The organism is Candidatus Poribacteria bacterium (assembly GCA_026702755.1).
GTDB lineage: Bacteria > Poribacteria > WGA-4E > WGA-4E > WGA-3G > WGA-3G.
Window position 1 is genome coordinate 24,342 of record JAPPBX010000021.1, and the last position, 14,461, is coordinate 38,802.

Here is a 14,461-nt window from a genome sequence, read left to right on the forward strand (position 1 = left end):
GAATTATAGACGTTTGAATAAGTTTTCAAACACCTTCCTCACCCCGTAGGGGTGCTATGTCTATAAAAAGGTCGCCTACTCACGCTGTGACCATAAATCATTCTTCAGGTGGGAAATCTGCAACTGAATCAAAAACGTACTTCACATCATACGCAACCCCAAAATGCTTCAAAAACGCAAGATATTCCTCACGAAACGTTTTTTTCAAATGATGTTTTTCCTGATTTTCAATATATGCGGCAACCTCGGGGATCTGAGAATGCGAATAACTGAACGCACCAAATCCCTCTTGCCACGTAAAGTGTCCCACAGTCCAGCGTTTCTGATTGATGAAACGCGTCGAATTGACTTTAATATCTTTCACCAAACCAGATAGGGTGGCATCTGGTGTCATACCAACCAAGATATGGATGTGATCTGGCATCGAATTGATTTGAATTAATTTCTGTTTCTTATTCGTAATGATGCCAGTGATATATTTATGAAGTTCTGCTTTGTGGCGTTCGGGAATAAGTGCCTGTCTACCTTTTACGGAAAACACGATATGTATATAGAGTTGTGTATAGGTATTCGCCATAAGTTTTTGTGTTCCTCTGGAATTTGCTATGTCTAATGTTAGTTGTCATCTATTTATACACATAGCACCCCTACGGGGTGCGGTTGCTAAAATACAACGTTTTCTATAGACATAACACCCCTACGGGGTGGGGAAAGTAGCAACCCAGGGTATAACGTCAGACACCATCTATTATAGACATAGCACCCCTAATGAAGTTTAATAAAATATTTGGGTAATTCTATGTTCCGTCAGACCCGGTAGGTGCGGTTTGTAACCGCACCGGGCATCGGAAAAAATTACCCGATTAAATTCTTAATCTTCATACGGGGTGCGGTTGCTAAAATACAACCTTCTCTATAGACATAGCACCCCTACGGGGTGGGGACGTGGTAGTGAGGTGTTTTGTGTCTTCTAAAGTGTCCTCTTATTTTCGAGTTTTACTATAATGACCCAAGTCGCTACTAACACGTTTCGCACATTTCACAAACGGTCTTCGTCTCTTTCTTCACCCCGTATGAAGTTTAATAAAATATTTGGGTAATTCTATATTCCCTCAGACCCGGTAGGTGCCGTTTTGCAGCGGACACGCTCAAATGCGACCTGCATTCCAACCGCACCGAGCATCGGTAAAAATTACCCGATTAAATTCTTAATCTCCATTAGAGGTGATATGTCTATAGAATATGTCTATAAATAACCCAAGTTGCTACTAACACGTTTCGCACATTTCACAAACGGTCTTCGTCTCTTTCCCCACCCCGTAGGGGTGTTATGTCTATAGAATATGGTATATTTACGCGATTGCACTCCGTAGGAGTGCTATGTCTATAATAGGTGGCAACTTGCGTTATAAATAGGTCGCAACTTGCGTTATAATATGTAGCATAGGAGGGATTATGGAGCCTACAGAAAGCGACATATTTGATATTTTTGATTTTCCACGCTACCGCCGCTGGCGACGTTTGCGTGCTCTTTTTCGCTGACGCGATTCCGGTTTCTCACGCGCTGTCTCTGTTTCACCAGCGAGGTCCGCAACCACACCTTCCGCCACACGGGGACGTGTGCGTATCCAGAGAATAAATGCGATCCCGCCGACGAATGCAACGATACTCAGAATTTGCGCCGCTGTCATCCATCCCCATACCCGCGGCGTGAGCCGCCAAAACTCGGCGATAAACCGCTCCACACCCAACAGCACAAAACTCGCGCCGAATATCACACCCGGTGTTGCCTCAAGCTTACGCCGTTGGGACCAGAGGATACCGAAAAACGCCCACGACATGAGCGTCTCATATATAGGGGTGGGGTGAACAGGGACATCGGTCGGGACGGTGCCGTTCGGAAACGCCATCGCCCACGGTACATCGGACGGCGGTCCATAGTCGCCGTCGCCAGCGAGGAGACACCCGATTCTGCCGATTCCGTAACCGAGGATGACCGCGGGCCCAACGCAGTCAAGTGTGGGTAGGGATGGGTTCGGAGAGCGGATAACCACAAAAGCAACACTGAGACACCCAGCGATGAAACCACCATACCAGACCAATCCAGCCGTTGAGAAGAGTTCCCGGAAAGTGAAGTGGCCGTCGAGAAGTACAGAATAAATCTTCGCACCGACAACTCCGCCGATAGCCGCAGCCATGACGATGGTTGATGCAAACTCCGGGATAAAGCCCCGCCGCTTCAATTCGGATTGTATAACAAAGACGCAAGTAATAAACGCCGTGGCTAACATCAATCCGAAAGTGTGGATACCGAAGGGCCCGAAATCAACGATTGTCGGATACATCGTGTTCTATTCTCCGAGGTAAGCCTGCCGTACGCGTTCATCGGCTAACAGGTCATCAGACGTGCCTTCAATCGTGATTTCACCGGTTTCCATGACGTAACCTCTATCGGTCACTTGCAGCGCGATTTGCGCGTTCTGTTCGACGAGCAGGATGGTTGTGCCATCGGCGTTAATCTGTTCGATGATCTCAAATATCTGCTTAACAATGAGCGGTGCGAGTCCTAAAGAGGGTTCGTCTAACAAGAGGAGTTTTGGCTTCGACATCAGGGCGCGTCCGATTGCGAGCATCTGTTGTTCGCCGCCGCTGAGGCTGCCGCCGCGCTGTTTCTGACGATCCCGCAGCACCGGAAAGAACTGCAAAATTCTGTCTAAATCGTCCCGGGTGCCTTGCTTATCGCTTCTGGTGTAAGCACCAAGTTCTAAGTTTTCAAGGACGCTCATTTCTGCGAAGATGAGCCGCCCCTCTGGGACCTGTGAGATGCCCAAGGCGACGCGTTCCTCTGCCGCTACCGCTGTGATGTCTTCGCCATCAAAATGGACGCTGCCCTCAACGGGTGTATGAATACCGGATGCCGTCATGAGTGTCGTCGATTTTCCGGCACCATTGGCACCAATCAAGCACACCATCTCGCCCTGGTTAACCGTGATGGAGATCCCTCGGACGGCGCGTATATTCCCGTAGTATGTATGAATGTCTCTGAGTTCAAGCATCTTCCGCTGCTCCTAAATACGCCTCAATAACACGTTCATCGTTCTGCACGTCTGTCGGTAAGCCTTCACTGATCTTTTCACCGTGGTCCAGCACCGTGACCCAATCCGAAATCTGCATCACGAGTTTCACGTCGTGCTCAATGAGGAGTACAGTGACACCCTGCTCGCGTATAGCATAGATGAGGTCAATGAGTTCTTGTGTCTCTTGCGGGTTCATACCGGCGGCGGGTTCGTCAAGGAGGAGAAGTCTCGGTTCGGTCGCTAAGGCTCTCGCGATTTCAACACGTCGCTGATCGCCATAGGAGAGGTTGCCAGCAGTTTGATCGCTGATGTCCTCCAATCCGACGAATTCCAGCATTTCGCGGGCGTGTGCGGTGATTGCGTCTTCCTCACTTTTCTGTCTATGTGTCCGAAAAACAGAGCCGATGAATGTGCTATTCGTGCGCGGGTGCCTGCCGATCTTAACGTTATCAAGGACAGTGAGTTCTGCGAAGAGCCGTATGTTCTGAAAAGTTCTGCTAATGCCGAGTACCGTGACTTCGTCTGGTCGGAATCCAGTGATGGATTTCCCTAAGAAGTCAACGGTGCCGAATGTCGGTTTATCCAGCCCGGTGACACAGTTAAAGAGCGTCGTCTTCCCTGCGCCGTTGGGTCCGATCAAACTGAAAATCTGTCCGGGGTGTACAGCCATTGTCACTTCAGACAATGCAATGACACCACCGTAATGCCTGCTGAGTCCGTTTGTTGAGAGCAGGCGTATAGGGGTGTTCTCCATTTTCGTCTCCTCATCCGATTCTCTGTAGGACTTACGCAATTTTTTGATAACTACCTACGTCCCGCACACCGCTGGCGAGGTTTATAGTGAAGCCCGAAAATATGTAGACAGTTGGTCAGCAAACCAACCGCCCACCGCCGCTGGCGAGGATTGTATCCTCGCCTCCGCACAATGTCCAAGTAATTGTGGGCTTTACTATAAAACCTCGCCAGCAAAGGGTGCTGCGTAAGTCCAGTCTCTGTTTTAAAGTATACCTTTAATTAATAAGCAATGTCAATCTGTTTTTTTAGGACATTTGAGATGACCCTCCTTGTAGAAGCGAGTGTTTTTGCGGATTTCCTCCACGCTCGCGACACTCCACTTGACATTGATAAAGTAGTATGCTATAATATCCCAAAAGGAGATATTCGGAGTATATATTAAGGTATAAAGCGTAAATAGATGTAAAGATCACCCAGCTAAAGCCTGGGTGCTTTGACATAGCGTAACCACACGTTCCCTGCCAAAGATTAAGTTCTTTACTACAGACTTTGCGAATGCCACACGCGCATTCGCTATATCGTAGTGCCTGTGGTGGTTCGCAAAGGTGTTTAGGATGCTCCCCAAGTCCTCTGTAAAACGCTGACACTGCGATCTGGATGGGGCAATACAAACTCTACGGAGAATTACAAACGATGTTTGTTCCTGTTGTTGATAAGCACCAAAATCCACTTATGCCTACCAAACCTTCACGGGCAAGAAAGTGGATACAAGATAAGAAGGCAACACCCTTTTGGAATCAGGGCGTATTCTGTGTGCGTCTCAACGTAGACCCTTCAGACAGATATTTCCAAGAGATTGCTGTTGGTATAGACCCTGGCAGTAAGAAGGAAGGCTTTACCGTCAAAAGCGAGGCACACACCTATTTCAACGTCCAAGCGGACGCTCACAACAAGGTTGGCAAGAAAATAGAAAAGCGTCGCATATTGCGGAGAGGTAGACGCTCTCGGAAATGTCCGAATCGGAAACAGAAAAAGCACAATCTTTCTAATCGTAATCGTATCCCTGCTGGCACGCGTGCGAGGTGGGATTGGAAACTTCGTATCCTTGACTGGCTATCCATACTGTATCCTATCACACACGTCTGTGTAGAGGATATTAAGGCACGGACAAAGCAATATCAGAAAAAGTGGAATCAATCCTTTAGTCCTTTGGAAGTCGGTAAGCAGTGGTTCTATACCGAAATACAAAAGCGTTGGAAACTGTTGACTGTACAAGGTTTTGAAACCAAAGAGATACGCGATCGCCTTGGGCTAAAGAAATCATCAAAGAAGTTAACTGAAACCTTTGATGCCCATTGCGTTGATAGTTGGTGCTTGGCGTATCACACCGTCGGGGGTTCAGAGATACCCGACACTACGAATATATTCTGTATAGCACCGATACCGATACGCAGGCGTGAACTCCATAGACAGAACCCACAGAAAGGTGGCAAGCGTCCGCGGTATGGTGGCACTGTGTTAGGGAACGGTTTGGTCAAAAATACTTTGGTCCGACATATCAAATACGGACTCACGCGTCTGTCAGGTGTTAATGCAAAAGGCTTCTTTTCTCTCTACGATATGCACGGGAAACGATTGACTACAGGCGCGAAACGCACAGATTTTCAAGTGCTGACACGCCTTAACTTTGGCTACAGAACCCTGGTCTAATACATGAGGGCGGATTTTCCTTCCCCGCCTAAAGGCAAGGAGTTTCCAATCCGTAAACTTTGATGACAGATCCAAAAAAGAAGACACCTCTTGAGTATTGGCTGGCGCTCGCCTCGGTTGAAGGTCTCGGTAGCGTCCGGATCAGACGGTTGATCGCACGCTTCGGCAGCGCACAGGCAATTTTTGAAGCGGAACTCCCTGAAATCGCACGACTGCCGTCCTTCAACCCAGTGCTCGCGTCGCGGATACTTACGGTATCCGGCAACTTTCCGACATTCCGTGAGAGACTTGACACACTCGAAAACCAGAACGTGAGGGTGATGTGTCTTGAAGATCCAGCCTACCCACCGCAACTGAAAAACCTTCCTGATGCCCCCGGCATCCTTTGCAGCACCGGCGCGTTGACCGAAATCAATGATCAATGCGTTTCAATTGTCGGGAGCCAAAATCCGAGCATGGAAGGGATGGAGTTGACACTCTCGCTCGCAACGCAGCTTGTGCTCGCCGGATTTACCGTCGTTAGTGGGCTTGCCTCCGGCATTGATACGTATGCACACTCCGGCGCGCTCGCCGGTATGGGCAAAACGATTGGGGTCATCGCCACAGATATTTCCGCCGTCTATCCGAGACGAAACAACCCTCTCGCTATGGAAATCTGTGAGCACGGGTGTCTATTTTCGGAGCATCCCTTCCCGACAGCACCATCGCCCGCGAATCTCGTACAGAGAAATCGTATTATTAGTGGGCTTTCTATAGCAACGATTGTGATTGAGACTCGAAAAACGGGTGGTGCAATGCATACGGCACGGTATGCCCAGCGTCAGGACAGATCCGTCCTCACCTGTCGATGGGACACGCAGCACCCGCAGCGCGACGGTCCCCAAGAGTTGATAAAGACTGGCGCGCTTCCCTTCGCACCAACAGAAATCGAAAAAGTCATTGATATACTGACGCATCCAGAACGCCTTGAAACTTATGCAAGTAGTGCAGCAAGCGAGCAGATAGGATTGTTTGAAAATTAGCAAATGGCTGTCGGCTGTCGACTATCAGCCTTCAGTATTCAGTAGTCAGCATACTAACAGCCCACTGCCGACAGCCGACGGCTGATAGCCGATAGCCATTAAAAACAATTGCTTTTTTTAGGGGTTTATGGTATACTATATAATGTCCTTAAACTTGATCGTACGAGTACGTATCATGATTTTTTACTTGACACCGTTTAAATTTATGGTAAATTTACGGTAAAATGAAGTTTTCTCTTGACAAAAGAGACTAACTTTTGTATAATTTTGGGAAAATCCGTAATTTACCTTTACAAAGTTTGCAATTTTTGCTAAACTTTGAGGTACTCGTTTAGATATTGACTTTCGGGCGAGGGGTGCAACAATCCAATGGTGTGTTATTCTGATAACTTCCCTCGCGAAATTCTGTTCTCAACGTGTCGGTTTGTTCTTCACGCGCTGCGGAGAGAACAACAAACGAAATAGCCCTATGTTACTTGACTTAACGAGAATATGATCGTAGGTTTTCAAGGACGCTGTTGAATTGTACAAGCAACGGCGTAACTGAACCGACTTTCCCTCGGTGCTTTCGCGAGCATCTACGGGAAAGGACCGAAAGTTTTAGAACCCCCTATTCAAGGGGTGTATTTTGATAAACTTTACAATTTAAGGAGTTAACTCTAATGACGAAATTGTTTAGAACCTTCGCTTTTTTACTGGCAGGCTTGTTTGCCCTCTCGCTGATGGTCGGTTGTGGCGGCGATGAAGAAAATGGCGATGAACCTGCAGATGCCGCTTTCACAAGCGCGACGCCAGCTGGCGGAGAAATTGCAGCAAACGCCACTATCACGCTGAACTTTGATAACGACCCGGGCGACGTAACGGTGAGTCCGGCTGGTGTTGTCTCAGGTGCTGGGAAGTCCCGTACAGTTGCGGGTCCATTTACCCCCGGTGCCCTCACCCTCAACGTTAGCTGGACAAACGGCGGTGGAAGCACGAGCCTCACCTATACGGTCACCGCACCGGATACCGAAGCACCGACAGTCACCGGCGGAACCGTCAAAGATGGTGACAAGGATGTCGATCCTGAACCCATTAACACCGATGGCATCGAGATTACCTTTAGCGAAGATGTTACCGGTAACATTGCCCTACAGACTGAAGGTGGCGATGATGTCGGTTGGCTTGGAAACGTCGAAGGTAACACAGGAACGCTTGAATCTGTCGCAGGCAAAGAGATCGGTAACGAGACGACCTATGTTATCGCAGGCACAGTCAGAGACGCTGCCGGTAACGAGACTAAGGTCAGCGTAACCTTTGTAACCAAGGGTAAAGAGTAAAGTCGAGGCTATTTCGATAACAAGGGCGACGTATTTTTAATACGTTGCCCTTTTTTACTGGCTGATGACCAAATTTTTCTTTACACAATTTTTGGAATAATGTTATAATAAATTTCCGACCCCTGCAAAACTAATAACCAAAATTTTTTGAACAGTTTTTGAAAAGGCGTTGTCTAATCGATTAATCAGTTAGAAACCTCAAGGAGATAAAGTTCGGTGGAAAGAACTGAAGCATTGCTCATTGCCGATCTCTGTGAAGGCGACGAGACAGCATTGGCACCCTTGGTAGAAAAATATAAACGGATGGTTTACCGTCTCGCTATGCAGATTACCAAAAACCACACCGATGCTGATGATGTCATGCAGGAGACCTTTATTAAGGTATACCGCTCGATTCGGACGTTCCGAAAGGATGCGGCTTTTGAAACGTGGCTCTATCGAATAGCAGTCAACGAAGCACTGAACTTTGTCAAACGTAGGGAGCGGCGGCGGGAATCCGCACTTGAAGCAACGGCAGAAGGCGAATATGAAGTTGCCACAAGACACCAAGCACAGATCGCCAGTGACCCACATGTTCACGCCGAAAAAGCCGAACTTCGACACCACGTCACAAAGGCAGTTAACAGTCTCTCACTCAAGCATCGAACAGTGGTTATCCTCCATGAATTTGAAGGCTTAACGCACGCAGAGATCGCTTCAATTCTTAACTGCTCCGAGGGCACAGTCCGCTCGCGTTTGCACTATGCGCGTAAAAAACTCCGAACTTTGCTCAAACCTTACGTTGAGGCAAGTAATATTTAGGCAGATTCTGACTGAAACAAGGCTTACGCAGCGTCCTTTGCTGGCGAGGTTTTAAACCTCGCCAGCGGCCAGCGGGCGTAAGTCCTATGAAAGATAAATTTCAACGACTGAAATCGGTTGATTCTCATAGTTGTAGGTGCGTGAAAGCACGCGATATCGCGGAGAATAATAATGAGATCGAAGTGTGAGAAAATAGAACGCCTTTTATCCGACTATATAGATGGAACGCTTTCCGAACGGCAGACAGCCGATGTTGCTTTGCATCTGCGTTCCTGTCGATCTTGTAAACAGGAAATCGTTAACCTCAAAAAGACGAACCACCTCCTCGAAAACTTTTACGTTGAACCGGAAGCCTCCGATGCTTATTATGCCCGGTTTACAATACAACTCCAACAACGCATTGAACAGAGCGCGCCAACCGCACTCCATCAACGGTTTCACGCAGCCTTAACTCGTCTTGGATGGCACCTGCTGACCCAGGTACATCGACGCATTGATCGGTCCCAACTCAGCGGACTTCTATCCATCAGACGACATGCTTTCTCGTATTATGTTCTCGCGCTGACAATGACAATGTTGGTTGCTGCACCGCTCCTACTACACCAGATTTCACCACACGATAATGGAGAGCATCTGCTTGGACGTTTGTATACAGCAGCGAAAACCCGAATTCTCTCTGCCGACTCACCTGTCTCGGTTCAGCCGACTGCAACGCTCGCTATCAAACAGGATAATACCGTCGCGCAATCGATGGGTATTCGGCGAAATGTCAGTAGTGAACGCACAACAGAGACTCCAGCTGTTGATTCAGGTTCCGACGTTTGGGAATTCACTAATGAACCGATAATAGACGGATATATTTTCACGACACTCCGCAAGAATGATTCTGAAGCAGTACCGAGTGTCGCGTTAGACATTGATTCGGAATTGCTTGCTTATGCCGAACTTCCGGCGCAGGAAGCGTTCACCAGCCGCGATGTGTTAACCGAAAACAGGTATGCCTTGCTCCTGTTGCAAGGTATTGAGGCTGGACAACACGGACTTCAACAGTATGAACGAAAGTGGAACGAGTTTAAAGGCTTCTCAGAAAAATTGTTGGACGTGCCATTGGAAACATTGTCGGTTCCAGAAGTCTACGATTCAAGAGAATTATAGATAAGTATGAGAATATAAAGTTGATAATTAAAGATTTATCGAAAAGTGTTTGAAGTTAACTTAAGTATTTAAATCCCGTGGGCGTGCTTCTCAGCGCGCGACATAAACAAGGAGAATACGAATGAACCCAAGGATTTTGGGCATTATTGGTGGCCTCGCCTTATTAGTTGCCCTCCTTTCACCTTTTATGATGGGTAGTTCCAAAAAGGTGGAGCAACTCTTCCAATCCGCTGAAGATTTATATGGACAGGCGGATTATGAGGGCGCGATTGACAAGTATGCTGAGGCACTCGAAGAAGCAACAAAGCGCGGTGTGAAAACTGAAGTTATTGACAAGGATTTCACGACCCTCGCCAACTTTAGGATCGCAGTGAGTTACTCACGTCTCGCTGATCAATCAGGCGATGTCAATCACTACGATACTGCGCTTGAGTACATTGAAAAGGTTGCACCGACAGCAACTATCCCGAAACACCAAGAGGGGTTGACCTATCTCTGGGGACACATCCTCTATCGGACAGAGCAGTTTGAATTGGCTGAGCCAAAATTCATGCAGCTCATTGAGAACTTCCCGAACAGTCTCTCCGTTGAAAACGCTTGGTATGCTATCGGGCAGCTGAACTATAAACTACAAAACTATGAAGAATCCCGACAGGGATTCAAAGCTGTTCTTGATGGTTTCCCAAACTCTGATTTTAAGGATGATGCACAGCACTTGATCGCGCAGTCCTTCCTTAATGAATCCAACTATGAGCAGGCGTATCAGGAATTCGATAAGATCGCGACAGAGGAGTTCAAAAACTATCCCGATCTGCAAGCCGAAGCGATGTATAAAGCCGCTTATAGCTTGAACCAACTCGGTAGGGACGATGAAGCGATCGGTCGGTATACCAACTTCATCACGCAGTTCCCTGAAAGTCAATACGTCACGGCGGCATACTTCGACCAAGGCGCGATTTACGCTCGGCAGAAGGACTATGACAACGCACGTGTTAACTATGAGTTGGCACTCCAAAACACCGCTGACCGCACCCTACAAGCAGAAATCCAGTCTGCTATCGGGAGTACTTACTTCGACCAAGGCGACTATGAAAACGCCATTGTCTCCTATAACAGCCTCCTTGAAGAATATCCAGAGAGCGACTTTATCGCTTTAGCGAAAGTTGGTATTTCTGATAGTCACTTCAAATTAGAGAATTGGAGTGAAGCGGCTGTCGCTTATGAACGTGTTATTAATGAACACGAAGAAGAAACCGATTACATTCCTTATTGCTCCTATCAGATCGGTGAAGCATACTATCAACTCGGTAGCAACCAGACAAAGGCTGGAGAAACCGAATCCGGAATGGCAACGCTCGAACTCGCACTGCAGTGGTATCAGAAAACTATTGACAACTACCCGCAGGATCCTGTTGCCCCCCATGCACTCTATGGAGCGATTTGGGCACTCAACGATCTCGGACGGAAGGAAGAGTTGGAGGCAGTCGCACACGAGTTTATCGAGAAAAACAAAAACGATAATGAATTCGACATTCTCGCCGCAGAGGTGCAGCTCCGCTTCGCTGACATCAAACGAACTGAATTCAAGCAGTACCTTGAAGCCGCTGAAGAATATGCGAAGTTGTGGGATTACCGCCCGCTACCAAAATTCCATCTCGTCAAGTTGATGGGTAAATTCTTTGAGGGTCGTTCCTACTACGAAGCCGCCAAACCTGAAGGCTATCAGGAAGGTGATGCAGGCGAAAACTTCAACCAAGCTTACCTTGATAAGTCCGTTTCTGCATATCGGGAAGCTATCGCCATGTTTAATGATGATGCCTTCCTCCCCGGTGTCGCTGAGGAACGTTACGATGACTTCGGTGAACGTGTCGCTCAGGTAGAAGCGTGTGTCATGAACGAAGCACTCTCTCATGAAATGCTCGGTGACTGGGGTGAAGCCCGCGACCGTTATGCCTCTATCCCTGAGACGAGTGAATACTATGAACGCGCACTCCTTCTCGTCGCCAATAGCCATGTCAAGGAAGGCGATAAAGAAGGTGCGATTAACTACTACAATAGCATTTTAGACAAACTCGCTGATCCGAATAACCGTTCGTTGGCAGAACTCAAACTCGCTGACATGCTCCGCGCTGAAGAACGGTTTGAAGAGGCAGCTGTCCAGTATCAAGCCGTGGTTGATGGCAACCCAGTAGGTGAATACGCAGATGATGCACTTTACCTTGTCGGACTCTGTTACTATCAAGTAGCTTCTGAGAATCCGGCACTCTTGGAGTCCGCCGAGACTGCGTTCAAACGCGTGATTACGGACTATGCCGATAGTCCCAACGCTATTGAAGCGTATTACGGTTTGGCTCTCGCCTATCGCGATGCCGCCCAAAAACAGGATGATACGGAAAAATGGCCCCTCATTCTTCAACTCGTCGACGAGGCGCACGAAAAATACGCCGCCAGTGACAACGAAGCTGTTCTCAAGGCACTCGGCCAGATCGAATTGATCAAGGCTACCGCCATTGAAAACACCAGCGAAGATGTCGATGTTGATGCGCTCGTGGCTTCACTCAAGCGGATTGTTGATAACGCAGGTGCGCAGGTAGAAGCACGGAGCCGCTCACAGTTGAAGATCGGTCACACCTACTATAGTGCTAAACGCTATGACGAAGCACTTGCGGAGTATCTCCTCTTCGTGCAAACTTTCCCGAATAACGAACTTGCACCGAATGCACAGTATCAAGCAGCAGTTTGCCATTATCAAATCGCACAAGCTGCGACAGATGCAGGCAGCAAGCAGTTGAGCCTCCAGAATGCTGTTGCTGCGGCGGAAAAAGTGGAAACGCTAACCGACGATGCGAACAACCGAATCAGTGCTAACTACACTGCCGGTTTAGCGTTGCTCGGGTTGGACGACAACAAAGGTGCAGCAGACGCATTCAAGAAAGTTACGGCGTTAGAAGGACAGACCGAAGATGAAGCGCGGAAGACGCTTATCTTCCAAGCGCACTCACGTCTCGCTGAACTCAACGCGACTCTCGGTGACTACGCCGGAGCGGTGCAAGAGTATCAGTATATTATTGAAAACACCGATGACGCGGACATGAAGGGACGTTCCTACTTCGCGATGGCTTTTGCCCAAGAGGAACAACTGAAAGTCTATCAGGACGCGTTGATGAGTTACCAGAACGCCATTGAGTTGGTAGAGGATGCGCTCGTCAAAGCACAATCCTACTATCGGATGGGCTTGATTTATCAAGACCAGCTGCAACAACCGAGCAAAGCACTGGAAGTCTTCCAAACCTTAATCGGAGAACACAGTGGCTCAGAAAACGCAAGTGTTGCCTCGATGGTAGCGGACGCGGGCATTCGCCGTTCAACCCTTTACGTTGAATTAGGGCGCTTGGATGAAGCGATCGCTGAAGCGGTTGAAGCACTCGATCGGACCAAAGGCAGTGCGAAAGCGACTGTGGCAGAAAAAGCCGCTGCGCAATATAACCTCGGTTTCCTCTATTCCGACAAGGCACGTTCCCTCTTCTCTACAGAGGCGGGTACGGATCTGCAGCCTTACATCGATGCAAGTCGGAATGCTGCAGGGACATTCTTTGAAGTTACCTCAATCGCGGCACCCGTAGAAAAAGCGGACAAACAGACGGTCATTCCGTATGTTCAGAATTCGCTGTTCCAAGCCGGTCAGATTTACTACTCTGTCGGGATTGGCGTGAAACTCCCGCAAGACCTTACGAGTGCCCTAACACCGCTCACGACTTTCGTGAGTTACGCCGATAAGGGACTCTTCCCAAAATCGGATGGGCTTCGTAAAAACACGGAGACCGCGCTGAATTACCTCGCTGCTGCGAACTTTGAACTCGGTCGTATGCAGGTGGGTATGGACGGTGAGATGTCTGAAAAAGCGGTGAGTTACTTCATTGGTGCTGGAGATGTCTTCCGAGATATGGTGAGTCGCTACCCGAATGCGAACGATGCCGCTTTCTGGCAATACCATGTTGGGGAATCCTACTACGCCGCACAACAATTTGAGAAAGCCATCGAAGAGTACGAAAAGGTCCGTTCTGTGAACAAAACGCACAAGAGCGCGGCTGAATCTTTGTACGCTATCTCTACGTGTGCGCAGCTTCTCAGTGAAGCCGCCGAAAAATCAGGCGATGAAGAAGGGAAACAACGCTGGTATGATCGGCTCTTTGAGGCGAACGAGGTACTCGCCGCTGAATATCCGAACAGTCAGTACACCGCCGATGCACTCATCAATATCGGCAACAAGTACTACAACGCTGGCTCCGAACAAGGTCTGGAGCAAGCCGAACGGATTCGTCTCTATCAGATGGCGATAGAGAACTATCAGACGGCGATCAATACGCCTGGTATCGGCAACGACTCAAAATCGACAGCAATGGGCTATCTCAACGACACCGCCAGTGCACTTGCCTTCTACGAGTATGAGCAGGCAACTGATATGCTAAATGAAGCTAAACTCGCGAAAGGTGAAGAGCAAAAAACGTCAATCGAAGGTAGTATTAGTGAGTACCAGAAGATCATTGACGCGTATCCGACAACTAAATATGCGGACCTTGGTCTCGTACAGATTGGCGAAGCATATATGGTGTTAGCCGATGGCGATGATGCGTACTTCAAC

General features: G+C 48.3%; 11 protein-coding genes. 7 read left to right on the plus strand and 4 right to left on the minus strand.

Annotated features, from left to right (window positions below):
• Window positions 1-97: 97 nt before the first annotated feature.
• The 4 genes from tnpA to OXH39_04210 form a co-directional block, all read right to left on the minus strand.
• Window positions 98-577, minus strand: coding sequence for an IS200/IS605 family transposase (gene tnpA, locus OXH39_04195; protein ID MCY3549638.1), 480 nt, complete (start codon window positions 575-577; stop codon window positions 98-100).
• Between the two features lie 925 nt (window positions 578-1,502).
• On the minus strand, window positions 1,503-2,345 hold the full coding sequence (locus tag OXH39_04200; protein MCY3549639.1) for a prolipoprotein diacylglyceryl transferase: 843 nt from the start codon (window positions 2,343-2,345) through the stop codon (window positions 1,503-1,505).
• A gap of 6 nt (window positions 2,346-2,351) precedes the next feature.
• Window positions 2,352-3,056 carry an ABC transporter ATP-binding protein gene (locus tag OXH39_04205; protein ID MCY3549640.1) on the minus strand — a complete coding sequence of 235 codons (705 nt, stop codon included), beginning with the start codon at window positions 3,054-3,056 and terminating at the stop codon, window positions 2,352-2,354.
• Window positions 3,049-3,831, minus strand: a complete 783-nt coding sequence (locus OXH39_04210; protein MCY3549641.1) for an ABC transporter ATP-binding protein — start codon at window positions 3,829-3,831, stop codon at window positions 3,049-3,051. The genes OXH39_04205 and OXH39_04210 overlap by 8 nt, the downstream gene beginning before the upstream one ends.
• 43 nt (window positions 3,832-3,874) lie before the next feature.
• Between OXH39_04210 and OXH39_04215 the strand changes: the two genes are divergently transcribed.
• The 7 genes from OXH39_04215 to OXH39_04245 form a co-directional block, all read left to right on the plus strand.
• Window positions 3,875-4,060, plus strand: coding sequence for a hypothetical protein (locus tag OXH39_04215; protein MCY3549642.1), 186 nt, complete (start codon window positions 3,875-3,877; stop codon window positions 4,058-4,060).
• A gap of 445 nt (window positions 4,061-4,505) precedes the next feature.
• Window positions 4,506-5,522, plus strand: coding sequence for an RRXRR domain-containing protein (locus OXH39_04220; GenBank protein MCY3549643.1), 1,017 nt, complete (start codon window positions 4,506-4,508; stop codon window positions 5,520-5,522).
• Between the two features lie 62 nt (window positions 5,523-5,584).
• A complete protein-coding gene (gene dprA, locus OXH39_04225) occupies window positions 5,585-6,544 on the plus strand; it encodes a DNA-processing protein DprA (GenBank protein MCY3549644.1) in 960 nt (319 codons plus the stop codon).
• 662 nt (window positions 6,545-7,206) lie between these two features.
• Window positions 7,207-7,863 carry a hypothetical protein gene (locus OXH39_04230; GenBank protein MCY3549645.1) on the plus strand — a complete coding sequence of 219 codons (657 nt, stop codon included), beginning with the start codon at window positions 7,207-7,209 and terminating at the stop codon, window positions 7,861-7,863.
• A 216-nt stretch (window positions 7,864-8,079) separates the two neighbouring features.
• Window positions 8,080-8,664 (plus strand): sigma-70 family RNA polymerase sigma factor, encoded by a 585-nt coding sequence (locus OXH39_04235; protein ID MCY3549646.1) that lies wholly within the window; start codon window positions 8,080-8,082, stop codon window positions 8,662-8,664.
• 171 nt (window positions 8,665-8,835) lie between these two features.
• Window positions 8,836-9,819, plus strand: a complete 984-nt coding sequence (locus OXH39_04240; protein MCY3549647.1) for a zf-HC2 domain-containing protein — start codon at window positions 8,836-8,838, stop codon at window positions 9,817-9,819.
• A gap of 121 nt (window positions 9,820-9,940) precedes the next feature.
• The coding region (locus tag OXH39_04245; GenBank protein MCY3549648.1) for a tetratricopeptide repeat protein at window positions 9,941-14,461 on the plus strand (4,521 nt) is incomplete at its 3' end.